The organism is Streptomyces sp. BBFR51 (assembly GCF_044591655.1).
In the GTDB taxonomy this organism is placed as follows: domain Bacteria; phylum Actinomycetota; class Actinomycetes; order Streptomycetales; family Streptomycetaceae; genus Streptomyces.
In genome coordinates, this window is record NZ_CP172448.1 from 3,397,043 (window position 1) to 3,419,682 (window position 22,640).

At 72.5% G+C, this 22,640-nt stretch carries 19 protein-coding genes and 1 pseudogene; 13 read left to right on the forward strand and 7 right to left on the reverse strand.

All coding sequences use genetic code 11. The annotated features are described in order from the left end of the window. Positions 1-114: 114 nt before the first annotated feature. Together ACGH7X_RS15415 and ACGH7X_RS15420 are read right to left on the reverse strand one after the other, a co-directional pair. Positions 115-339, reverse strand: coding sequence for a helix-turn-helix domain-containing protein (locus ACGH7X_RS15415; protein WP_399885701.1), 225 nt, complete (start codon positions 337-339; stop codon positions 115-117). Continuing rightward, positions 339-1,812: pseudogene (locus tag ACGH7X_RS15420) on the reverse strand (replication initiator). Before ACGH7X_RS15420 ends, ACGH7X_RS15415 begins: the two are co-directional and overlap by 1 nt. Here ACGH7X_RS15420 and ACGH7X_RS15425 point away from each other — a divergent pair. Continuing rightward, positions 1,732-1,923, forward strand: a complete 192-nt coding sequence (locus ACGH7X_RS15425) for a hypothetical protein (RefSeq protein WP_399897766.1) — start codon at positions 1,732-1,734, stop codon at positions 1,921-1,923. The pseudogene ACGH7X_RS15420 and the gene ACGH7X_RS15425 overlap by 81 nt on opposite strands. 62 nt (positions 1,924-1,985) lie before the next feature. Here the strand turns inward: ACGH7X_RS15425 and ACGH7X_RS15430 are convergent, their stop codons facing one another. Next, positions 1,986-2,159 carry a hypothetical protein gene (locus tag ACGH7X_RS15430; RefSeq protein WP_399885703.1) on the reverse strand — a complete coding sequence of 58 codons (174 nt, stop codon included), beginning with the start codon at positions 2,157-2,159 and terminating at the stop codon, positions 1,986-1,988. A 180-nt stretch (positions 2,160-2,339) separates the two neighbouring features. Between ACGH7X_RS15430 and ACGH7X_RS15435 the strand changes: the two genes are divergently transcribed. From ACGH7X_RS15435 to ACGH7X_RS15475, 9 genes are all read left to right on the forward strand, one after another. Beyond that, a complete protein-coding gene (locus tag ACGH7X_RS15435) occupies positions 2,340-2,549 on the forward strand; it encodes a hypothetical protein (protein ID WP_399885704.1) in 210 nt (69 codons plus the stop codon). Positions 2,550-3,202: 653 nt separating this feature from the next. Further along, positions 3,203-4,612 carry an ABC transporter substrate-binding protein gene (locus ACGH7X_RS15440; RefSeq protein WP_399885707.1) on the forward strand — a complete coding sequence of 470 codons (1,410 nt, stop codon included), beginning with the start codon at positions 3,203-3,205 and terminating at the stop codon, positions 4,610-4,612. 4 nt (positions 4,613-4,616) lie between these two features. Further along, positions 4,617-5,972 (forward strand): carbohydrate ABC transporter permease, encoded by a 1,356-nt coding sequence (locus ACGH7X_RS15445; protein ID WP_399885710.1) that lies wholly within the window; start codon positions 4,617-4,619, stop codon positions 5,970-5,972. Beyond that, positions 5,969-6,892, forward strand: coding sequence for a carbohydrate ABC transporter permease (locus tag ACGH7X_RS15450; RefSeq protein WP_399885712.1), 924 nt, complete (start codon positions 5,969-5,971; stop codon positions 6,890-6,892). Before ACGH7X_RS15445 ends, ACGH7X_RS15450 begins: the two co-directional genes overlap by 4 nt. Before the next feature lie 176 nt (positions 6,893-7,068). Continuing rightward, positions 7,069-9,354 carry a CDP-glycerol glycerophosphotransferase family protein gene (locus ACGH7X_RS15455; RefSeq protein ID WP_399885715.1) on the forward strand — a complete coding sequence of 762 codons (2,286 nt, stop codon included), beginning with the start codon at positions 7,069-7,071 and terminating at the stop codon, positions 9,352-9,354. Positions 9,355-9,532: 178 nt separating this feature from the next. Continuing rightward, complete coding sequence (locus ACGH7X_RS15460; RefSeq protein WP_399885718.1) at positions 9,533-11,743, forward strand: CDP-glycerol glycerophosphotransferase family protein; 2,211 nt, start codon at positions 9,533-9,535, stop codon at positions 11,741-11,743. Positions 11,744-11,750: 7 nt separating this feature from the next. Then, the gene (locus ACGH7X_RS15465; protein ID WP_399885720.1) at positions 11,751-13,994 is read left to right on the forward strand and encodes a CDP-glycerol glycerophosphotransferase family protein; all 2,244 of its coding nucleotides are present in this window, start codon (positions 11,751-11,753) and stop codon (positions 13,992-13,994) included. After that, entirely contained in the window at positions 13,991-15,271 is a 1,281-nt protein-coding gene (locus ACGH7X_RS15470) for a hypothetical protein (protein WP_399885722.1), read from the forward strand. The genes ACGH7X_RS15465 and ACGH7X_RS15470 overlap by 4 nt, the downstream gene beginning before the upstream one ends. A gap of 92 nt (positions 15,272-15,363) precedes the next feature. Further along, a complete protein-coding gene (locus ACGH7X_RS15475; protein WP_399885724.1) occupies positions 15,364-16,917 on the forward strand; it encodes a hypothetical protein in 1,554 nt (517 codons plus the stop codon). 16 nt (positions 16,918-16,933) lie between these two features. Here the strand turns inward: ACGH7X_RS15475 and ACGH7X_RS15480 are convergent, their stop codons facing one another. After that, complete coding sequence (locus ACGH7X_RS15480; RefSeq protein ID WP_399885726.1) at positions 16,934-17,347, reverse strand: organic hydroperoxide resistance protein; 414 nt, start codon at positions 17,345-17,347, stop codon at positions 16,934-16,936. Between the two features lie 136 nt (positions 17,348-17,483). On the opposite strand from ACGH7X_RS15480, the gene ACGH7X_RS15485 reads away from it, so the two are divergent. Both ACGH7X_RS15485 and galE read left to right on the forward strand, forming a co-directional pair. Next, complete coding sequence (locus tag ACGH7X_RS15485; RefSeq protein ID WP_399885728.1) at positions 17,484-17,954, forward strand: MarR family winged helix-turn-helix transcriptional regulator; 471 nt, start codon at positions 17,484-17,486, stop codon at positions 17,952-17,954. A 107-nt stretch (positions 17,955-18,061) separates the two neighbouring features. Then, a complete protein-coding gene (gene galE / locus ACGH7X_RS15490) occupies positions 18,062-19,042 on the forward strand; it encodes a UDP-glucose 4-epimerase GalE (protein WP_399885730.1) in 981 nt (326 codons plus the stop codon). Between the two features lie 26 nt (positions 19,043-19,068). Here the strand turns inward: galE and ACGH7X_RS15495 are convergent, their stop codons facing one another. Beyond that, positions 19,069-19,512, reverse strand: coding sequence for a glutaredoxin domain-containing protein (locus ACGH7X_RS15495; protein ID WP_399885732.1), 444 nt, complete (start codon positions 19,510-19,512; stop codon positions 19,069-19,071). Next, positions 19,509-20,120 (reverse strand): DinB family protein, encoded by a 612-nt coding sequence (locus ACGH7X_RS15500; RefSeq protein WP_399885734.1) that lies wholly within the window; start codon positions 20,118-20,120, stop codon positions 19,509-19,511. The genes ACGH7X_RS15495 and ACGH7X_RS15500 overlap by 4 nt, the downstream gene beginning before the upstream one ends. Positions 20,121-20,208: 88 nt before the next feature. On the opposite strand from ACGH7X_RS15500, the gene ACGH7X_RS15505 reads away from it, so the two are divergent. Continuing rightward, entirely contained in the window at positions 20,209-21,039 is an 831-nt protein-coding gene (locus ACGH7X_RS15505) for a M55 family metallopeptidase (protein ID WP_399885736.1), read from the forward strand. Positions 21,040-21,111: 72 nt separating this feature from the next. Here the strand turns inward: ACGH7X_RS15505 and ACGH7X_RS15510 are convergent, their stop codons facing one another. Then, positions 21,112-22,242, reverse strand: a complete 1,131-nt coding sequence (locus ACGH7X_RS15510) for an FAD-dependent oxidoreductase (RefSeq protein WP_399885738.1) — start codon at positions 22,240-22,242, stop codon at positions 21,112-21,114. Between the last annotated feature and the right edge of the window lie 398 nt (positions 22,243-22,640).

Sequence of the window (22,640 nt, forward strand, 5' to 3'; positions counted from 1 at the left end):
GGGCCAGCACGTATCCGGCGGCTTCCCAGCGTCCGTCCTTGCGCTGGTAGACGGTTCCGTCTCCGTTCGCACGGGTGCGGGAGCGGCGGGACGGAGCGGGGTGGGCTGCGGTCATCAGGCGGCTTCCTGTGCGAGGCGGGTGCGGATGAAGTCGGTGAGGGCTTGGGTGGGGATGCGGCGGGCGCGGCCGAGGGTGATCGAGGCGAGCTGGCCGGTGCGGATGAGGTCGTAGACGGTGGAGCGGCCGAGCTGGAGGCGGGCCATGACCTGGGGCACCGTGAGCAGATCCAGGGCCGGGGCCACCTCCTTGCGGAGGGCGGCGAGCGGGGGCGAGGTCATCAGCAACCCCCTTCGGCCGTGAACTGCCGTTCCAGTTCCTTGCGATGCCAGACACCGGCGGCGAGGAGAGCCGCCCCGGGGCTGTAGCCGGAGCCGAGGTAGTCCCAGCGGCCGACGACGAGCGTGGTCGTCGGGTCGGACTCGGGCAGGCCGGCGTGGGCACGGGCCTGTTCGTGCGCCAGGTGCGCCAGGTGCGGCGGGCTTCGCGGAGCGCGCCGAGGGTGGTGGAGTAGCTGCGGGACTTGGTGGAGAAATGGCCCCGGAAGCCGAGCATGTGCGCCCGCTTCCAGAGCTTGAGGTGGGCGAACTCCGGCAACCGGCCCAGCTCCCAGCAGGTGCGGATCATCTGCCGGACGTGCCGGGCGACGGGGAGCCGGGTCAGCGGGCGGGCCTGTCCGGTCCCCTCGCACGCGGTGCACCGGAGCGGCGTTCCGTGGGGCAGAAGAGTGGCGCCGCGTCCCTGACAGGGGCGGCAGAGGAGGGTGTGGTCGAGGGTGCCGGAGGCGTCGTCGGACTTGGTGGCGTACTTCGCCACGTAGGCGGCCACGGCCTGGTCGGTGAGTTCGGCGTCGGTGCCGAAGGAGGCAATCTCGCGCACGTCGAACTGTTCGCCCCAGCCGAGTTCGCGATCCCCGGCCGCATCCGACTCAACCGTGACGCGGACCCGTGCTGCGGCTGCGCGGGCGGCCTTGGTGAGCACGGTGATGGTGGCGTACGGCGGCGGGGGCGCGGTGTTGCCGTCGGGGCCATCGAGTCGGATGACGGCGTGGAAGTGGACCAGGCCGCGCTGCTGGTACTCGGCGACCTTCGCGAAAGACACCCGCAGGACCGCGCGGGCGGCCTTCTGGGTCATGCCGAGCCCGGCGGCGATCTCGCGGCGCAGGTACGCGGTGAAGCGGGCCCACAGGGCGGAGGCGTGGGCGTTGAACAAAACCGCGCCTTCGTAGTCGTACGTCCCGGGGTTGAGCGGCGTCCCGATCAGGGCGTCGTTAAGTTCGTGGAGCTTGTGGCAGCGGCAGGGCTGGATGTCGCCGCCGGGGGTGGTGAGGCGGTTGTGGACGGGACCGAAAGATGGCGGGGTGAGGGTGATGAAGACGCGGGGGTGGGTGCGGACGGTGTCGGGCACGGTCTTGCCGCCAGAGAGGCCGGCGCGGATGAGGTGGTAGGTGTCGGCGGCGTAGAGGCGGGAGCAGGCCGGGCAGCGGGAGGCACGGCGGTTGCCGCACGCGGTGAGCAGGCCGGGCAGCGGGAGGCACGGCGGTTGCCGCACGCGGTGAGCAGGCTGCCCGTCGGCTCGTCCGACGTGTTGTAGGTACGCAGCACCTCACCGGTCGTGGTGTCGACGGTCGTGGTCTGCCCGGTCAGGCGGACGGGTTCGGTGCAGCCGCCGAGGTGTTCGATCTGCTGTTGTGCGCGGTCGAAGTCGGGGTGGTTGACGAGGTGGAGCAGGTCCCGTACGGCGGGGCTTGCCACGTCGCGCAGGTCCAGGGTGACCATTCGGGGCGTGTCCCTTCTGTTCGGGTGGGTGGCCCTGAGCAGCAACCAGCCGAGCTGGAAGGCATGTTGGTGCTGCTCGGGGCATGACGGACCAGGCCCAGGGGCGGGCGTGGGTTCAGCGAGGAGGATGCGACCAGGCGGGCCGGTGCTCAGAGTTGAGCGAGTGCGGCGGTGGCCACTGGCAGGGCGACGCCCATGCGCGTGCCCAGGTGGGCGGCGCTGATCGGCGTTCCGTGCTCGGCGCGGTGGGTGTCCGCGATGCGCCGGGCCGCGTCCAGCAGGGCGGCCGGAATGGCCGGGCCGGAAGCGGGTCGGCCCGTCATGGTGACGATGACCGGCGGAGGCGGAGTGGCGACGGTGTCCGGGGCGGGCGTCGGAAGTGTCGATGCGGGTGACGGTGCGACGCCGGGCACCGGCTCGGTGACGAGGGTTGCGGCGGTGGCTTCCAGGGGCGGAGTGGGGCGGGTGAAGGTGTGGAACTGGGTGAGGAAGGCGGGGCCGACGTGGCCCCAGCCGAGCAGCAGGAGCGGGGCGACGGTGTCCAGGCAGGTCCGTCCGTAGCGTCCGGCCAGCAGCGGTTCGGCGGTGTTCAGGGCGAGGGTGAGCAGGCCGCACAGGTGCAGCAGCCGGGCGCCGGCCTTCAGCTCCTCCTTGGGGACGCGACCACCTCGCGGCTCCCGACCTCCGGCAGCGGCTCGCCCTCGAGCGCGTAGTCGGCGACCACGCCGGTCGCGGAGGTCTTCGAACCGTCGAGGACCGCCGCGACGGGCTCGTCGCGCAGGGGCCGGGGAAGGCGAACACGGCCCCGGGGAGCGAGTCGAGGTCTGTGGGGGTCGGGTTCGCGTCGGTGGCCAAGCGGCCACACTACCGGCGTGGATGCAGGCCGGTATGCCGGGGCGAGGGCCCGGATTGGACACTCCGTCCCGGCAACACGCCGACTCGAGCGTCGTTTTGGCGGGACGAACTGTCCAATCGTCCCCTGCACACGCAGCGCCGGGCGTCGAACCCGTCAGTTCCCCCGCATAGCCAGCCCCTGCTGCGTCAGTCCGCGCTGTTTCCTGATGCGGGCGATGCGAGCGCCGACGTGCTCCTCGATGCTCTGCGACACGGCGAACTCCGTTCTGCGGCAACACTCAGACGGTACTCCCGACGCAAGACCCTGGATCGACTGAACGGCGACGGTCCCGGTGGCCACGGGTCCCGCACCCGTCGACCCAACCTCAGAGCACACCGTTACCGGTCACGACGCGGTCACGATCTCCGTGTCGACCGCGGACGCGCTCTTGCCGCCCTCACCCCCCTGGCGTACACCAGAGCGCACGGGACAGCGCCGGACGTTCGACGAGGAACGAAGAACGGGGCAGTGATGCGCACGAGCAGCACCATGCGGAGTCGCAAGACCCGCGGCAGGACCCTCAGCAGGACCACCCGGGCCGCCGCCACCCTCGCCGCGGGAGCGCTCGCGCTCTCGCTCACCGCGTGCGGCGGGGACGACGACAACGGCGGCGGCGACAGCGGCGACAAGGGCGGCGGCGACAAGGAGCCGACCGCTACCGTCACCCTGCCGAAGCTGGACGGCGAGAGCCTGGAGGTCGCCGCCGTCTGGACCGGCACGGAGCAGGAGAACTTCAAGAAGGTCCTGGCCGAGTTCGAGAAACTCACCGGCGCCAAGGTGACCTTCGTGCCCGCCCAGGACCCCATCATCAACTTCCTCGGCTCGAAGATCGCGGGCGGCGCTCCGCCGGACGTGGCGCTGCTCCCGCAGCCCGGCGCCATCAAGCAGGCCGTCGACAAGGGCTGGGCCAAGCCGCTGGGCGCCGAGGCGACCAAGGAGCTCGGCGAGAACTACTCGCAGGGCTGGCAGGACATCGGCAAGGTCGGCGGCAAGCAGTACGGCGTGTACTACAAGGCCGCCAACAAGTCGCTGATCTGGTACAACGCGCAGGTCTTCGAGAACGCGGGCGCCGCCGAACCCAAGACCTGGGACGAGTTGCTCACCAGCGCCCAGACGATCTACGACTCGGGTGTCACGCCGTTCTCCGTCGGCGGCGCGGACGGCTGGACGCTCACCGACTGGTTCGAGAACGTCTACCTCTCGCAGGCGGGCCCGGAGAAGTACGACCAGCTCGCCAAGCACGAGATCAAGTGGACGGACCCGTCCGTCAAGGAGGCGCTGACCACCCTCGCCGAGGTCTGGGGCAAGAAGGACTACGTCGCGGGCGGCGCGTCCGGCGCGCTCCAGACGGAGTTCCCGGCCTCGGTGACGCAGACCTTCACCGGCGGCGACCAGCCCAAGGCGGGCATGGTCTACGAGGGCGACTTCGTCCAGGTCAACATCGGTGAGACGAAGGCGAAGGTCGGCACGGACGCGAAGGTGTTCCCGTTCCCGGCCGTCGGCGACACCGCGCCGGTGGTGTCCGGCGGCGACGCGGCCGTGATCTTCAAGGACTCCAAGGCGGCGCAGGCGCTGGCCACCTGGCTGGCCTCCCCGGACGCGGCGGCCATCCAGGCGAAGCTGGGCGGCTTCCTCTCGCCGAACAAGGCCGTCGACACGTCGGCGTATCCGAACGAGGTGCAGAAGAAGATCGCCGACGCGCTGATCGCGGCCGGCGACGACTTCCGCTTCGACATGTCGGACCAGGCCCCGCAGGCCTTCGGCGGCACCCCCGGCAAGGGCGAGTGGAAGGCGTTGCAGGACTTCCTGAAGAACCCGAAGGACGTCGCCGGCGCCCAGGAGAAGCTGGAGGCGGACGCGGCTGCCGCCTACGGAGGCTGACGCGATGACGTCGGCCACGGCGGCAGGGACCGCGTCGGGCCCTGCCGCCCCCAAGTCGCCCAAGTCCCGCAAGAGCGTGACCGGCACCCGTAAGTCCGTGGCGGCCCTGTTCCTGCTGCCCGCCCTGGTGCTGCTCGGCGCGCTGGTGGTCTACCCGATCGGGTACTCGCTGATCCGCAGCTTCTACGACCAGTCCGGCGACTCCTTCGCCGGATTCGACAACTACGAGGCACTGTTCACCGACGACGGCATCCGCACCGCCCTGAAGAACAACATCATCTGGGTGGTGTTCGCGCCGACGGTCGCCACCGCCCTCGGTCTGATCTTCGCGGTACTGACCGAACGGATCCGCTGGGGCACGGCGTTCAAGCTGGTCGTCTTCATGCCGATGGCGATCTCGATGCTGGCGGCCGGCATCATCTTCCGCCTGGTGTACGACCAGGACCCGGACAAGGGCGTCGCGAACGCGGTGTGGGTCGGGGTGCACGACACGTTCGCCGAGTCGTCCGCGTTCCCGAAGGCGCACCCGGGCCGCGAGTCGCCGCTGGAGCCGGCCGGCGGGGGCGCGTTCATCACCAGGCAGCCGGTCGGCCTCGGCACTCCGGTCGTCCTGCCCCTCGTCGGCGTCGCCCCCGACCTGATGCCCGACGGCGCGCAGAAGGCCGTACCCGCCGAGCCCGAGGACGGGAAGGTCACCGGCACCACCTGGCAGGACTTCACCCGCGGCAAGGGCGTCGGGAAGCTGGGCGGCGTCGACGCGGCCGAGCTGGGCTACGCCGGGATGAAGATCGAGGCCGTCAAGGACGGCGAGGTCGTCGCGTCGACCACGGCGGCCGGGGACGGCACCTTCACACTCCCCGCAGCGGCCGACGGGGCGCTGCTCAGACTGCCCGCCGACAACTTCAAGGAGCCGTACAACGGCCTGAACTGGCTCGGCCCCTCCCTCGTCACCCCGGCGATCATCGGATCGTACGTGTGGATGTGGGCGGGCTTCGCGATGGTGCTGATCGCGGCGGGGCTGGCCGGGATGCCCAGGGAACTCCTCGAGGCCGCCCGGGTCGACGGTGCCAACGAGTGGCAGGTCTTCCGACGGGTCACGGTGCCGCTCCTCGCACCGGTCCTCGCGGTCGTGGTCGTCACCCTGATGATCAACGTGCTGAAGGTCTTCGACCTGGTGTTCATCATCGCCCCCGGCTCCTCCCAGGACGACGCGAACGTGCTCGCCCTGGAGCTGTACCGCAAGGGCTTCGCCTCCGACCAGCCGGGCATCGCCAGCGCCATCGCGGTGTTCCTGCTCCTGCTGGTCATCCCGGTGATGTGGTTCAACGTACGGCGACTGCGGCGGGAGGTGCGGCGATGACCGCGCAGGCGGGTTCCCTCACCGAGCCGGTGGTGCCGTCGCCGCCGCCCGAAACGGCCGTCAAGGCGAAGCGGTCCCTGGGGTCGCGGATCACCGAAGGTCTCAGCGGCGGTCTGGTCCGGGTGTTCCTGATCGTGGTGGGCCTGTTCTGGCTGGTCCCGACGATCGGGCTGCTGCTGTCCTCGCTGCGCACGCCCGAGGACATGGCGGCGAGCGGCTGGTGGGAGGTCTTCACCAAGCCGTCCCAGCTGACCTTCCAGAGCTACGAGGAACTGCTGAAGAACGGCGACATCACCTCCTCCCTGCTCAACACCGTGATGATCACGGTCCCGGCGACCGTCCTGGTCGTGGTCATCGGCTCGCTCGCCGGGTACGCCTTCGCCTGGATGGACTTCCCGGGCCGCGACTGGTGGTTCCTGGCCGTGGTCGGGCTGCTCGTCGTCCCCGTGCAGGTCGCCCTGATCCCGATCGCCGAACTCTTCGGCAAGATAGGCCTGTTCGGCTCGGTGCTCGGCGTGATCCTCTTCCACGTCGGCTTCGGACTGCCCTTCGCGGTGTTCCTGCTGCGGAACTTCTTCGCGGAGATCCCGCGGGAGCTGCTGGAGGCGGCCCGGCTGGACGGCGCGGGTGAACTGCGGCTGTTCGTGCGGGTCGTGATGCCGCTGGGCGGGCCCGCGATCGCCAGCCTCGGCATCTTCCAGTTCCTGTGGGTGTGGAACGACATGCTGGTCGCGCTGATCTTCTCGGACTCCGGGAGCCAGCCGATCACGGTCGCCCTGCAGACCCAGGTACGGCAGTTCGGCAACAACATCGACGTCCTGGCGCCGGGAGCGTTCATCTCCATGGTGATCCCGCTGGCCGTGTTCTTCGCGTTCCAGCGGCAGTTCGTCTCCGGCGTGATGGCGGGAGCCGTCAAGTAATCGGCAAGTAGTCGTCGCGACACCACCCTTGAGGGGGCGGACCGGTCACCGGTTCGCCCCCTCATCCGTATGGGCAGGACGTCCCCCGAATGCCGCAGGGGCCGTAACCAAGTCACTCCATTGGCCGTTGCCGGGCCGAACGCCCGCACCGACCCCGCCGACCCATGGATGTCCCCGTGCCCAGGTTCAGTGTCATCGTTCCCGCGTACCAGGTTCAGGCGTATCTGCACGCGTGCCTGGAGTCGGTGCTGTCCCAGTCGTACCCCGACCTCGAAGTGATCGTGGTCGACGACTGCTCGCCGGACGCCTGCGGGGCGATCGCCGACGAGTTCGCGGCCCGCGACCCGCGCGTACGCGCCGTGCACCTGCCGGACAACCAGGGCCTCGGCCCGGCCCGCAACGCCGGCCTCGAACGGGCGGGCGGCGACTACCTGGTCTTCCTCGACGGCGACGACACCCTCGCCCCGGGCGCGCTCGGTGCCGTGGCCGACCGGATCAAGGAGACCGGGGAGCCCGACGTCCTGGTCTACGACTACGCGCGCACGTACTGGACCGGCGAGACCGTCCGCAACCAGGCCGCCGCGCACCTCACCGAGCAGGGCCCGGCCCCGTTCCGGCTGACCGACCGGCCGGGGCTGCTGAAGCTGCTGATGGTGGCCTGGAACAAGGCGGTGCGCCGGGAGTTCGCCGAGCGCGAGGGCCTCACCTTCCCGCCCGGCTACTACGAGGACACCCCGTGGACGTACCCGGTCCTGATGACGGCGCAGTCCGTCGCCACCCTTGACCGGGTCTGCGTCCACTACCGGCAGCGCCGGCAAGGCAGCATCCTGGGCACGCCGAGCGTGCGGCACCTGGACGTCTTCGACCAGTACGACCGCGTCTTCGCGTTCCTGGAGTCGCGCCTGCAGTCGCACCCGGAGTCGCACCCGGAGCTGTCCCGCTGGCGCCCGGTCCTGTACCGCCGCATGGCCGACCACCTGACGACGGTGTACACCCGCCCCGACCGCCTCCCGCGTTCCCTGCGCGCCGAGTTCCTGCGCCGCGCCCGCGTCCACTGCCGCCGCTACCGGGTCCCCGGCGCCCCGGCCCCGCTGCCCGTCCGGCTGCGCCACGCCCTGCTCCGCCTCGGCCTGCGCCGCACCTACACAGCCCTGCGCCTCGCGTCCGCCCTGCGCCGCCGTACGGCGAACGGCACCACGGCGCTGCTGCACGCCGCGCGGACCGTCGCCCTCCGCCTGCACTACCGCGTCCAGCGCTGTCTGCCGCTGCGCGCCGACCGTGCCGTCTTCGCCGTCGAGGGGAACCGCGGGTACGCCGGCGACCCGGGCGCGCTGGAGGAGGCCTTCCGCCGCCTCGCGCCGCACGTGCGCACGGCGTGGGCCGCCGGCCGGGAGCACCACCACACCGTCCCGCCCGGCACCCGCCGCCTGACCCCCGGCACGGCCGCCCACTGGACGGCCCTGGCCCGCTCCCGCTACCTGGTGCGCGACTCGGCCTTCGACGCGGGCCTGCTCAGGCGCCGGGGCCAGATCCTGGTGCAGACGCAGAACGGGACGCCCCTCAAGCACATGGGCCTGGACCTCCAGGAGCGCCCGGCCGCGGCGCGCGGCACCGACTTCGCCCGGCTGCTGCGCGACGTCGACTCCTGGGACTACGTGGTCTCCGCCAACCTCCACTCCACCCTGACCTGGGAACGCGTCCACCCCGGCGGCTGGACCACCCTGGAGTACGGCCAGCCGCGCACCGACGTCCTCCAGCGGGCGACGGCGGCGGACGTGGCCCGGCTGCGGGAGACCCTCGGCATCCCCGAGGGCACCGTCGCGATCCTGTACGCGCCCACCCACCGCGACTACCGGCGCACCCAGCGCACCGCCCTCGACCTGGAGCGCGTCGTGCGCCGGCTCGGCCCGCGCTTCATGGTGCTGGCCCGCGCCCACCCCCGCCACGGCGGTCCGCTCGCCCGTTCCGGGGGCCGGGTCCTCGACGTGAGCGACCACCCGCACGTGGAGTCGCTCTGCCTGGCCTCGGACGCCCTAGTCACCGACTACTCGGCACTGATGTTCGACTACGCGGGCCTGGACCGCCCGATCGTGATCCACGCCGACGAGCCGGAGGCGTACGAGGCGGCCCGCGGCACCTACTTCGACCTGGGCTCCTGCCCGCCGGGCGCGATCGCGCGGGACGAGGACGAGCTGATCGGCGTCTTCGCCGGCGGCGACTGGCACGGGGCCCGCTCGGCCCGGCTCAGGGCGGCCTTCCGCGAGCGGTTCTGCCCGTACGACGACGGCCGCGCCGCCGAGCGCGTCGTACGCCGGGTCGTCCTGGGCGAGCGTGACCTCCCGCCCGTCGTCCCGCTCGCCGCGCGCCGTCCCGCGCCCTCGGCCGCCGCGTCCCTGGTCCGCGCCCCGCTGGCGACGGTGCCGCAACCCGCGGGGCCCCGCACCGTCACCGACAGCCGCTGACCGCCGTTTGTCCACTGGGAGTTCGCATGCCCCGCAGTTCGTCGCGGCCCACGCCGACCCGGCCGTCCACCTGGCGGCCGACGGGACGGCCGGGCCGACGTCGGGACCCGGCGGGGGGCTCCCGTCCGACCAGGACAAGCAGTACAAACAGGACACGGCTCACGAGAGAAAGAGCAGTATGCCCCGCTTCAGTATCATCGTCCCGTCCCATGGGGTCGCGGGGCGGCTCTCCCAGGCACTGGACTCGGTCCTCACCCAGTCCTTCGGCGACTTCGAGCTGATCCCGGTCTGCGACGGCCCGGGCTCCACGGCGGCGGACGTCGCCGCCGAGCGCGCCGAGCGGGACTCCCGGGTGACGCCCGTGCACTCGCCGCCGGAGGCCGGGCTGGCCGGGGCGCGCAACACCGGGATGCGGGCGGCGACCGGCGCGTACCTGCTGTTCCTCGACGGCGACGACGCCCTCGTCCCGGGCGCGCTGGCGGCGCTGGACGCGCGGCTGGCGGAGACCGGCGGGGTGGACGTGCTGTATTTCGAGTACGAGCGCGTGCCCTGGTGGGAGGGCGAGGTCACCAACCCGGCCGCCCCGCTGCTGGCGAGGACCCCGGACGGCGCCTTCGCCCCCGACCGCGCCCCGCACCTGACGGGCGTGCAGCTGCCCGGGTGGAGCGCGGTCCACCGCCGTACCTTCCTCGCCGAGCGGCGCCTGGACTTCCCCGACGGGCATTTCACGGACGTCGGTTTCGGCGCCCTGGTCGCGGCGCGCGCCGAACGCGTGGCGGTGCTGCGCTCCGTGGTCGTACGGCATCTGGTGCGCCGCCAGGGCAACCGGCTGAACCTGCCGGGCGAGCACCACGCGGAACTGCTCGACCAGGCCGAACTGGCGCTCGCGCACGCCGCCGAGCGGGGTCTGCCGGCCGCGCGGCGCGAACCGCTGTTCGAGCAGCTCTTCGCCGCGATCCTGAAGACGGCCACCCACCCCCGGCGCCTGACCCGCCGGGGACGCCGTGCCTTCTACCGCCGGGCGAGCCGCCTCTACCGCCGCCACCGGCCCGCCGGTTTCCGGCCGCCGGGCGGACGGCTCGGTGTGCAGTACCGGCTGCTGGCGTCCGGGTCGTACACCGGCTTCCGCGCGCTGCGCGCCGCCAACCGGGCGGCCACCGGGGTGCTGCGGCGCCTGCCGTGGCCGCGGGGACTGCGCACCCGCCTGCTGTACCGCCGCCACCTGCGCCGCCCGCTGGACGCGAACCTCGTCGTGTACTGCGCCTACTGGGGCCGCGGCTACGCCTGCAACCCGGCCGCGATCCACGCCAGGGCCCGTGAACTCGCCCCGCACCTGCGGTCGGTGTTCCTGGTCGAGCCGGACCAGGCGCACACCGTGCCGCAGGGCGTCGACCACGCCGTCATCGGCAGCCGGCGCTACTGGGAGGTGCTGGCCCGCGCCAAGTACCTCGTCAACAACGCCAACTTCGCCGAGGGCGTCGTCAAACGCCCCGGCAGCGTGCACGTGCAGACCCAGCACGGCACCCCGCTGAAGACGATGGGCGTGGACCAGTCGACGTATCCGGTGGTGGCCGCCGCCACCGGCAGCTTCACCAAGCTCCTCGGCCGCGTGGACCGCTGGGACTACAACCTGTCCGCCAACCGCCACTCCACCCGGATGTGGGAGCGCGCCTTCCCGGGCTCCTACGAGCACCTGGAGTACGGCTATCCGCGCAACGACGTGTACTGCACGGCGAGTGCCGAGGACGTGGCCCGCGTCCGGCGCGAACTGGGCGTTCCGGAGGGGAAGACGGCGGTCCTGTACGCGCCCACGCACCGGGACTACGAGACCGGTTACGGCGCGGGCGGCCTGGACCTGGAGGCGTTCTGCGAGGCGGCCGGCGAGGACGTGGTGGTGCTGCTGCGCGCCCACTACTTCTACGACCGGGGCGGGCAGCGGGAACGCACCGGCCGGATCATCGACGTCACCGGGCACCGTTCCTCCGAGGACGTGTGCCTGGCGGCGGACGCGCTGGTCACCGACTACTCGTCGATCATGTTCGACTACGCCAACCTGGACCGTCCGATCGTCGTGTACGCGGACGACTGGGACGTCTACCGGGAGACCCGCGGCGTCTACTTCGACCTGATGGCGGCGCCGCCGGGACCGGTGGCCCGGACGCCGGAGGAGCTGGCCCGCGTCTTCGCCGACGGCACGTACGCGGACGCGGAGTCGACCGCACTGCGGGCGGCGTTCCGGGAGCGGTTCTGCGAGTTCGACGACGGCCGGGCCGCCGAGCGCGTCGTACGCCGGGTGCTGCTCGGCGAACCGCCCGAGGCGCTGCCGCCCGTGATCCCGCTCGCGGAGCGCGTCCCGGCCCCCGCCGCCGCCACCCTTGTAAGGAGCTGACCCCGCCGTGCCCCGCTTCAGCGTCATCATCCCGTGCTTCAAGGTGCAGGGCTTCCTGCGCGAGTGCCTCGACTCGGTCCTGGACCAGTCCTTCCGGGACCTCGAGGTCATCGGCGTCGACGACTGCTCGCCGGACGGCTCCGGCGCGATCCTCGACGAGTACGCGGCTCTCGACGAGCGGGTGCGGGTGCTGCACCTGGAGGAGAACGTCGGCCTCGGCCGGGCCCGCAACGCCGGGCTGCCGCACGCGAGCGGCGACTACCTCTTCTTCCTCGACAGCGACGACACCCTCACCCCGGGCGCACTGCGCGCGATGGCCGACCGGCTCGAGGAGACGGGCTACCCAGAAGGCCCTGACGTCCTGGTCTTCGACTACGCGCGCACCTACTGGTGGGGCGGCACCCGGCGCAACGTCCTGGCCCGGGTGCTCGCGGAGGCGGGCGAGGGGACCTTCACGGCCGCCGCGCACCCCGAGATCCTCGACCTGCTGATGGTGGTGTGGAACAAGGTCTACCGGCGGGAATTCGTAGAACGGGAGGGATTCACCTTCCCGCCCGGCTACTACGAGGACACGCCCTGGACGTTCCCGGTCATGTTCAGCGCGGAGCGGATCGCCGCGCTGGACCGCATCTGCCTGAACTACCGGCAGCGCCGCCAGGGCAACATCCTGTCCACGACCAGCCGCAAGCACTTCGACGTCCACGCGCAGTACGAGCGGGTCTTCGCCTTCCTCGACGCCCGCCCGGAGCTGGCCGGCTGGCGGCCGTTCCTGCACGCCAAGATGGGCGAGCACTGCCTGGACATCCTGTCCAAGCCGGACCGGCTGCCGCCGTCCGACCGGGCCGAGTTCTTCCACCGCACCGCCGAGATGTTCCGGGCGTATCGGCCGGACGGCGCCGCGGTCCCGGCCGAACTGCGGGTGCTGCAGGGGCCGTACGCCACCTACCGGTTGCGGCGGGAGTCCGGGCGGGCGGCCCGGGAGCTGGAGCGCCGGACGCGGCCGGTCCGCGGGGCGGCCGCCGGGCGGCTGCGCCGGGTCGCGAGCGCGGCGCGCACCCGCCGTGCGCCGGACCCGGACCTCGCCGTGTACTCGGCGTTCTCCCACCGGGGTGTGCTGGGCGACCCCGCCGCGATCCACCGCGCGGCCCGCGAACTCGCCCCGCACCTGCGCGGCGTGTGGGTGGTGCGCGACGAGGAGTGCGCGGCGGACACCGCCCTGCTGCCGCCGGGCACGGAGCACGTGGTCCTGGGCAGTGCCGCCTACCGCCGGGTGACCGAGCGGGCGACGTTCTTCGTCAACAACGTCAACTGGCCCGGCTCCGTGGCCAAGCGGGACGGCAGCGTCCACATCCACACCCACCAGGGCACCCCGCTCAAGTACATGGGCGTCGACCTGCTGTCCAGGCCCGGCGCACGGCACGGCCTGGACGTGCCGCAGATGCTGCGCCGGGCCGACCGCTGGGACCACAGCCTGGTCGCGGGCCGGTACGCGGAGCGGGTGTGGGAGCGGGCGTTCCCGTGCCACTTCACGTCCGCGCGCTCCGGCAGCCCGCGCAACGACGTCCTGGTGAACGCCGGCCCCGAGGACGGCCGCCGGGTCCGTGAGCGGCTCGGCGTCCCCGACGGCCACACCGTCGTGCTGTACGCGCCGACCCGCCGCGACTACCGGCGGGGCGGGCACGTCGAGCGGATCGACGCGGCCCGGCTCGCCGCCGACCTCGGCGACGGCCACACCCTGGTGGTCCGCCTGCACCCGTCCCTGGCCACCGGACCGGCCCGCGGCATGGGCCTGTCGGAGCTGCACCGGCGGGGCGTGCTGATCGACGGGACGGACGAACCGCACGTCGAGGACCTGATGCTCGCCTCCGACCTGCTGATCACCGACTACTCCGCCCTGATGTTCGACTACGCCCTCCTGGACCGGCCGATCGTGATCCACGCCGACGACTGGGACGCGTACGCGGCCAGCCGGGGCGCCTACTTCGACATCACCGAAGAGGCGCCGGGGCACGTCTCGCGCTCCTACCGGGAGCTGGCGTGGCTGCTGGCGTCCGGGACGTGGCGGGACGAGGAGGCGGCGCGGCTGCGGTCGGCGTTCCGGGCGCGGTACTGCGAGTACGAGGACGGCCGGGCCGCCGAGCGGGTGGTGCGGACGCTGATGCTGGGCGAGCCGATGCCCGAGCCGAAGCCCTCCGGCGTCCCCGGCGCGCGCGCCGTCCCGTCCGGGCGCGACCTGCTGCCCTCCACGTGAGACCCCGCAGCTGGGTGCTGGTCCTGGCCGCCGTGTTCGCCGCGCTCCAGCTCGCGAACATCACCGGCCGGGACACCCCCGACACCAGGAACTACCTGTCGTACGCCCTGAGCCTGACCGGTGAGAGCAAGCGCGGGGCGGCGACGGCCACCATCGACTACGTGTGCGCGAGCCGGGCGGAGCGGGCCCGGCGGGACCAGAGCGTGCACGTGGTCCGCTTCCACCGCCCCGATCCCACCGACGAGGTGCTGGCCGAGTGCCGCGCGCAGGAGTGGGCGGTGGTGGAGCCGCGGCTGGCGGCGGGGCAGACCGGCGGGCACACCGTGCCGTACATGACGGAACGCTTCATGCGGATCTTCGAGGCGCGGCCCGGCTATCCGGCGTTCCTGGTGCCGTTCGTCCTGGCCTTCGGGGTGACCTGGGGTCTGTGGGCGGCGGGTGTCGTCATCGCCTGCACGGGCGGCGTCCTCGCCTGCCTGATCCTGCGCACCCTGTCCGTGCCGGTGCCGCTCGCGCTGGCCGGGCAGGCGCTGTACTACGTACTGCCGTGCGGGACGACCGCGATGCGCCCGATGACCGAGGGGCTGCTGATGGCGCTGACCCTGGCGGCGGTGTGGGGCTGTGCGCTGGTGCTGCGGGCGGGGCGCACGCGGGCCGGGCTCGCGCTGGTCGCCGGGTCGCTGCTCGCCCTGTTCACGGTCAAGCACTCCCAGGCGCTGTTCCTGGGGCTGTGCCTGGCGGCGGCGGGCACGCTGATCGCCCTGCGGCGCCGCCACAGGGGCCGGCCGGCGGGCCGGGACGTGCCGGCGCTCGCGGCGGTGGGGCTGGCGGGGGTGGCCGCCACGCTGGTGCTGGCCCGGCTGCTGCACTACCCGTCCGAGTCGGACAGCCTCCAGGATCTGCTCACCGACCACTTCAACCGGCCCGACCGGGAGCGTCCGTGGCCGGAGTTCTGGCAGTTGCAGGGCAACTTCTGGGTGGAGTGGCTGCGCCGGCAGGCGTGGCAGCCGCTGTTCGTGGCGGCGCTGGGCGCCGGGGCGTGGGGCGCGCTGCGGCGCGGGGGCGCGGTCGGCGGTTTCGTGGTCGCGGCGGCGTTCACCGGCATCCTCACCCAGGCCGGGCACCCGGACATCAACATCTGGGGCGAGCGGCTGATCGTGCTGGCGTGGCTGCTGCCGGTGATCGGGGTGCCGCTGCTGCTGGAGCCGGTGGTGCGGGGCGCCCGGGTGCCGCTGCCCGCGCAGGGGCAGTCCGAGCGGGCCGGGGCGATCGGCTGAGCCTCCGCCGCCCGGGTGACTTGGGTTGATGCGGGCGACCCCACCGGGAACATACGCCAAATGTCCCGAATGCCCCTTCCTTCTCCTGCTTCGTGAGCGCCGGCACCCTCGTCCGGCAGTCGGTGCGCGGCGCGACGGCGCTGCGCGGCGGCCGTGTCTGGCGTCCCACCCCGTACCAGGCCGCCGGCTTCCTGTTCTTCCTGGTGATGTCGCTGGCGTACTTCGCGGTGCCGCTGTGCTGCGACGCCGGCCAGCACGCGGCCGTCGTGGAACGCCTGAAGGCCGACCTGCTCCACCCCCGCCATCCGATGGCCGACCTGCCGGGTGCGGGCAGCGCGTACTACTCGCCGTACGCGCTGGTCCAGGGGGTGTTCGCCCGGTTGACGGGACTGGGCGGCTGGGAGGTGGTGCGGCTCGCCGGGCCGCTGAACCTGCTGGTGCTGCTGACCGGCCTGGGCCGCTTCGTGCGGGTGCTGAGCGCGCGGCCGTGGGCGCCGGTGCTGGCGCTGGGCGCGATGACGCTGCTGTGGGGCACCGAGCGGGCCTGGTGGAGCGGCTATCTCGGGCTGATGTCGATGACCGGCAACCTCGGCTACCCGTCGACGTTCGCGATCGGGCTGACCTTCTGGGCCTGGGCGCTGACCGGGGCGCGGGCGCGGGACGCCCGCCGGGTGCGGTACGTGGGGCCGAGCGGACTGCGCGGCCTGCCCGGATACGCGGGGCTGGGCGCCCTGTACGGGCTGATCCTGCTGGTCCACCCGATCACCTCGGTGGCGGCGGTGCTGGGCGCGGTGGCGCTGGTGGCCGGATGGCAGCGTGGGTGGCGCGGGCCGGTCGTCGGACGGTGGGCGCTGACGGGCGCCGTGGCGTTGACGACGGCGACGGCCTGGCCGTACTTCGACGTGTTCACGCTGGCCGGCGACGACAGCGTGGACGGGATGCACCGGGTCCTGTACCTGCACCTGCCCGGGGAGTTCTGGCTGGCGCTGCTCGGGCTGCCTGCGCTGTGGGCGCGCGGACGCCGCTCGGCCCGGGACCCGCTGGTGCTGATGTTCGCGCTGGACTGCGCGGTGGTGGCGTACGGCTGGTTCAGCGGCCACTACACCTACGGCCGGATCCTCGGGCTCACGCTGGTGCCGTTGCAGTTCGCCCTGGCGGTGGAGCTGGCGGCGCCCGGGCCGTGGGGGCGGTGGCGGGCGATGCTGGGGCGGGCCGCGACCGCGGGTGCGCTGCTGGGCTTCCTCACGGTCCACGCGGGGGCGGTGGTGCCGCGCGCGCTGGACCCGGTCGGCTTCGAGCAGCCGCCCGCCTGGCCGACGTACGAGTGGGCGGCCCGGCACATCGGCCCCGGCGAGGTCGTGATCACCGACGGCTACTACGCCGGACACGCCATCGCCGGGTACGGGCCGAACCTCGCGGCGCCCGCCTGGCCGGACCCGTCGCTGGACGAGCGGGAGCGCGGGCGGCGGGTGGCCGACGTCGAGGCGTATCTCGCGCCCGGTTCGACCCGCGCGGAGCGCGCCGCCGTCGTCCGCCGCTACCACGTCCGGTGGCTGCTGCTGACGCGCTGGCAGCCGGTGCCCGAGGAGGCGGTGGTGGTGGCGTGGAGCGAACGGACGGGCGAGGTGCTGGCGCGGGTGGGGTGAGCCCCCGGTGAGCGGGTTACTCGATGACGAGGTCGACCGGGATGTTGCCGCGGGTGGCGTTGGAGTAGGGGCAGACCTGGTGGGCCTGCTCGACCAGCTTGCGGCCGGTCTCCTGGTCCAGACCCTCGGGCAGCTCCACCCGGAGGGTGACGGCGAGCGCGAAGCCCTCGCCCTGCTTGCCGATGCCGACCTCGGCGGTCACCGCGGCGTCGCTGACGTCGACCTTCGCCGCCCGGCCGACCAGGCCGAGGGCGCTGCCGAAACAGGCGGCGTATCCGGCGGCGAACAGCTGCTCGGGGTTGGTGCCCTCGCCGTTGCCGCCCATCTCGACGGGGATGCCGAGGGCGAGGTCGAGCTTGCCGTCGGAGGTGACGGTACGGCCGTCGCGGCCGTGGGTGGCAGTGGCGGCGGCGGTGTAGAGCGCGTCCATGGGAAACCGTCCCTAGCTTGGGGAGAAGTGTCGTGGCGACTTCTGACTGCCAACTTCTGACAACCACAAGTAGAGCACACAACTCAATTGTCCACAACTAAATGACGGACAAGAGCTGTCGGTTACCCTGGGAGTCATGACCACGCCCGCAACCGACTGGCTCCGCCTGGACCAGCAGATCTGCTTCTCCCTGAACGCCGCCTCGCGTGCCTTCGGCGGCGTCTACCGGGTGGTCCTCAAGGACCTCGGGCTCACCTATCCGCAGTACCTGGTGATGCTGGTGCTCTGGGAGCACGGAGAGCTGCCGGTGAAGAAGCTCGGCGAGCATCTGCGGCTCGACTCCGGCACGCTGTCGCCCCTGCTCAAGCGGCTGGAGGCGGCCGGTCTGGTCCGGCGTGAGCGCAGCACGCGCGACGAGCGGTCGGTTCAGGTGCGGCTGACCGCCGAGGGCACGGCGCTGCGCGAGCGGGCCGTCGAGGTGCCGCGCCGGATCTCGGCGGCGACCGGCCTGGACCTCGCGGAGATCCAGGACCTGCGCGCCCGCCTCGACCGGCTCACGGCGGCCATGGACACCTACGGCCAGGAACTTCCCGCCGTCTCGTCGTGAGGGCTGATTACCCGGCGGGGAACCGCATGCCGGATCATGGACGCAGAGGACCGACCGACCGTCTGACTGATTGACTGACGGACTTCACTGATGAGGGGACGGCCGCAATGACCTGGCTGATCACCGGCGGCGCCGGATACATCGGGGCGCACGTCGTACGGGCGATGACCGAGGCGGGCGAGAAGGCGGTGGTCTACGACGACCTGTCGACCGGCATCGCCGACCGCGTGCCCGACGGCGTCCCCCTCGTGGTGGGCTCGGTCCTGGACGGCGAGCGGGTCGCGCGCGCCCTGGCCGACCACTCCGTCACCGGCGTGGTGCACCTGGCCGCCAAGAAGCAGGTCGGCGAGTCGGTGGACCTGCCGCTGCACTACTACCGGGAGAACGTCGAGGGCCTGCGGGTCCTGCTCGACGCGGTCACGAAGGCCGAGGTCCCGTCCTTCGTCTTCTCCTCCTCCGCCGCGGTGTACGGCATGCCCGACGTCGACCTCGTGACCGAGGAGACGCCGTGCGTGCCCATGTCGCCGTACGGCGAGACCAAGCTGGTCGGCGAGTGGCTGGTCCGCGCCACCGGCAAGGCCTCGGGCCTGTCCACGGCCTCGCTGCGCTACTTCAACGTCGCCGGCGCGGCGAGCCCGGAGCTGGCCGACACCGGCGTCTACAACCTCGTCCCGATGGTCTTCGAGAAGCTGACGGAGTCCGCGGCCCCCCGGATCTTCGGCGACGACTACGCGACGCCGGACGGCACCTGTGTCCGCGACTACATCCACGTCGTCGACCTGGCCGAGGCCCACGTGGCCGCGGCCCGCGCTCTCCAGTCCTCCCCCGGCCGCACCCTCACCCTCAACATCGGCCGGGGCGAGGGCGTCTCCGTCCGCGAGATGATCGACCGCATCAACGCCCTCACCGGCTACGACCAGCCCCCGACGGTCACCCCCCGCCGCCCCGGCGACCCGGCCCGCGTCGTCGCCTCGGCCGACCGCGCAGCCGTCGAACTGGCCTGGAAGGCCAAGTACGACGTCGAAGACATGATCACCTCGGCCTGGGCGGGCTGGGTACGCCTGCGTCCGGAGGCGGCGCGGGACTGACGGCGTCACCGGTCACCGGTCACCGGTCACCGGTCACCGGACGAGGAGACCTGCTCGCGCACCCACGAGGGAGCGGGATTGGTGTACGGCCGGCCCGCCACGAGCAGCGTGGGCACGGTCTCGTTGCCCTCGTTGGCCGCTCGCACCACTTCCGCCCCGGCCTCGTCCCGCCAGATGTCGACCCAGTACAACCGCGTGGCCTTCCGGCCCAACCGGATGCGCAGTCGCAGGCAGTAGGTGCACCCCGGCCGCCAGAAGACGACCGGCCGCCCGTCGACGTCACTGCGCCGCCGCGCCTCCAGCGCCCCGACCGACCTGGGGAACACCGGGGGCGAGATCAGGCCCGCCAGCAGCACGAACGCCAGGAGGAGCACGGCGGCCGCGACCGGGCGACTCCGCACGACCTGCCCGGCCGCAACGGCCAGACCGGCGACCAACAGCAGTACCGGCCCACTCCACACCCGCCTCACCGGACCCCGCCCGACGTCACACGCCGCCCGGCTTCCCGCGCCGCCCGCTCCAGCCGGCCCCGGTACGTCTCCCACCACGCCGAGTCCCCCGGCGCCACGCCGACATTGCCCTCGCTCATCCCCACGGCACCGTCCATGAGCTCCCGGACGATGTCGGCATGCCCGGCGTGCCGGTGCGTGTCGGCGATCACGCGCGTCACGGCATGATGCAGCGTCACCTCGTCCTTCCCCTCGGCCCACCACGGCACCTTGCCGACCGTGTCCAGCGCCAGCGCGTCGATCGTCGCGTCCGCGTGGGCCCACGCGCGCCGGTACAGCTCCACGACGTACTCGCGTGACTCGTCGGCGGTGGCCCACATGTCCGCGTTGGGCTCGGCACCGTCCGCGAGCCAGGGCAGCGGTTCACCCGACGGCCGCCCGAAGGTGTCGCCGAGGTAGCCCAGCTCCACGCCGGCGGCGTGCTTCACCAGGCCCAGCAGGTTGGTACCGGTCGGTGTCGCCGGGCGGCGGATGTCGTACTCCGAGAGCCCTTCGAGCTTCCAGAGCAGGGCGTCGCGGGCGGACTGGAGGTAGAAGTGGAGATCGGTCCTGGGATCTATCGGGGTCATGAGGCCAGTTTCCCGCTCCCGTCCGGGGAACCGACGATCACCCGGGTGATGTCCTCCAGGCGATCGAGCTTTCGGAGGAACTGACCCAGTGCGGATCTACTTCAGCGTGGACATGGAAGGCATCACGGGGCTCGTCGACGCCGACGACGTCCAGCCCGGTGGCCGGGACTACGAGCGCGGGCGCCAGATGATGGCCGAGGACGTCAACGCGGCCGTCCGAGGAGCACTCGCGGCCGGTGCCACCCACGTCACCGTGAACGACGCGCACGGCCCGATGCGCAACCTCCTGCCGGAGGCACTGCACCCGGCCGCCCGCCTCATCCGCGGCAAACCCAAGGCCATGGGCATGCTCGACGGCCTCACGGCCGACCACGACGCCATGATCTGCGTCGGTTACCACACCAGGGCCGGCGCACTCGGTGTGCTGAGCCACAGTTTCATGGGGCACGAGATCGAGGACATGTGGCTCGACGGCCGGCCGGTGGGAGAGATCGGCCTGGCCCACGCGACCGCGACCGCTCTCGGCGTTCCGGTGGCGGTCCTCACCGGCGACGACCGCGCCTGCGAGGAGATGACGGAGTGGGATTCCACGGTCACCACCGTGGCCGTGAAGTACGCCCACGACCGTTTCGCGGCCGAACTGCGTCCTGCGGACGAAGCCCGTGGAGCGATCGAGAAGGCCGTTGCCACGAGCCTCGTCGCCGCACCGAGGGTCGCGTCGACGGATTCGGGACCGGTTGCCCTCACCGTGCGATGGCAGTCGGCCTCGGTGGCCTCCGTACTTCAGGGCATCCCCGGCGTCACCGCCAAGGACTCCCGGACGGTTCAGGCTCACGGCGCTCTGCCCGGCCTCTACCGTCAGTTCGGAGTCTGGATGCGGGTGGCGGCTTCCATGACCAACCAGCGCCCCTATTGCTGACCAGGGTGAACGGGCCTGACGACGCACCGGAGATCGGCACCCGGCTGTGCCGGTGAGGAGCGCCGGTGCCGGCTACTCCCCCTGCCCGGTGATCATCTCGAGCATGGCCCGGGCCGTGTTGTTCTCGGAGTCGATGCCGTGGACCTCGGCGCCCTCGAAGGTGACGGCCTCGGCGCCGCGGGCGAACATGGCGTGCTCGTGCTCGGCGAGCGCGGCCTCGATGTCGTCGGGGTGGGCGGCGAGGGCCTTGGCGAGTTCGGCGCCGTCGAGCATGGCCAGGTTGGCGCCCTCGCCGTTCGGTCCCGCGAGGTGGGCGGCGTCGCCGATCAGGGTCACCCCGGGGACCCTCTCCCACCGGTGTTCGGCCGGCAGGGCGTAGTGCGGGCGCAGCACGGGTGCCGTGTCGGCGTCCGTGAGCAGCGCGGTGAGTTCCGGCGCCCAGTCGCCGAACTCCCGCGCGATGCGGGCGGCCGCGGCACGGGCGTCGGTGAAGTCGATCGCGGCGAACCAGTCCCGCGGCCGGGACAGCGCCACGTAGGCGTGAAGCGTGTCGCCGCTCTCCCGGTGGGCGAAGATCTCCTTGCCCGGCGAGGGGGCGACCATCGCCCCGCCGCCGACCAGCTTCGCGGTGGCCGGGTGCCGGGTGTCGGCGTCGAACAGGTAGGTCTCGACGAACGACGTGCCGGCGTACTCGGGTGCGGCACCCGACAGCAGTGGCCGGACCCGCGACCACGCGCCGTCCGCGCCGACCAGCAGGCTCGTGACGACGGTGCCGCCGTCGGCGAAGGCCACCTCGTGACGGCCCCCGCCGAGCGCACGGGCGCCACTGACCTTGTGCCCCCACCGGACCGTGCCGGCCGGGAGCGAGTCGAGCAGGATCCGTCGCAGCTCCGCGCGCTGCACCTCGGGACGTCCGCCCGTGCCGTCGTCGGCCATCTCGTGCAGGACCGTCCCGTCCTGCTCGACGAGCCGGATCGTCTGGCGGCCCTCGACGACGACGGCGCGGAACTCGTCCATCAGACCGGCCGCCTCCAGGGCGAGCTGCCCGTTGTGGTCGTGGATGTCGAGCATCCCGCCCTGCGTGCGCGCCGTCGGCGAGGACTCGGCCTCGTGGACCGTGACCGGGATGCCGTGCACGTGCAGCACGCGGGCCAGCGTGAGTCCGCCGAGTCCGGCGCCGACGATCGTGACGGGAGTATGCATGGTGGCTCCTCGGGATCGGGGCCGCCCAGTGATCCTCGGCGGCCGTCTCCGCAAAGGTGCCGGGCCGCTCCGACACGCCTCCGACACGGGACCGACAGCCTCCGACAGGGGACCGACAGCAGCCGATGGACAACAGGAGTCGCTGAGCGCAGTTCGGGGGCCGGGGTTTGGCCACTGATTCGTACTGAGCGGGCGGCACTGGTAGCCGATCTTGCGGATCTGTCCGACGATCAGTGGGCAACGCCGTCGCTGTGCACCGGGTTGACGGCCGACCGGACGCGCGGCGTATCTCGAAGACCTGGAAGGCGACGGTGTCGAGCGCCTCCGCGAGCGCTGCGGAGTGGTGCGACGGTGGAGTCGGCCCAGCACCCGTGAAGCGGCCCACCGCCCGTGAAGCG

Coding starts and splice junctions, on each gene's coding strand:
- ACGH7X_RS15480 (WP_399885726.1), bottom strand. CDS start 17,347: ATGGACGCGCTCTACACCGCCGCCGCCACTGCCACCCACGGCCGCGAC.
- ACGH7X_RS15485 (WP_399885728.1), top strand. CDS start 17,484: ATGACCACGCCCGCAACCGACTGGCTCCGCCTGGACCAGCAGATCTGC.
- ACGH7X_RS15445 (WP_399885710.1), top strand. CDS start 4,617: ATGACGTCGGCCACGGCGGCAGGGACCGCGTCGGGCCCTGCCGCCCCC.
- galE (WP_399885730.1), top strand. CDS start 18,062: ATGACCTGGCTGATCACCGGCGGCGCCGGATACATCGGGGCGCACGTC.
- ACGH7X_RS15460 (WP_399885718.1), top strand. CDS start 9,533: ATGCCCCGCTTCAGTATCATCGTCCCGTCCCATGGGGTCGCGGGGCGG.
- ACGH7X_RS15430 (WP_399885703.1), bottom strand. CDS start 2,159: ATGACGGGCCGACCCGCTTCCGGCCCGGCCATTCCGGCCGCCCTGCTG.
- ACGH7X_RS15500 (WP_399885734.1), bottom strand. CDS start 20,120: ATGACCCCGATAGATCCCAGGACCGATCTCCACTTCTACCTCCAGTCC.
- ACGH7X_RS15510 (WP_399885738.1), bottom strand. CDS start 22,242: ATGCATACTCCCGTCACGATCGTCGGCGCCGGACTCGGCGGACTCACG.
- ACGH7X_RS15440 (WP_399885707.1), top strand. CDS start 3,203: ATGCGCACGAGCAGCACCATGCGGAGTCGCAAGACCCGCGGCAGGACC.
- ACGH7X_RS15450 (WP_399885712.1), top strand. CDS start 5,969: ATGACCGCGCAGGCGGGTTCCCTCACCGAGCCGGTGGTGCCGTCGCCG.
- ACGH7X_RS15415 (WP_399885701.1), bottom strand. CDS start 339: ATGACCTCGCCCCCGCTCGCCGCCCTCCGCAAGGAGGTGGCCCCGGCC.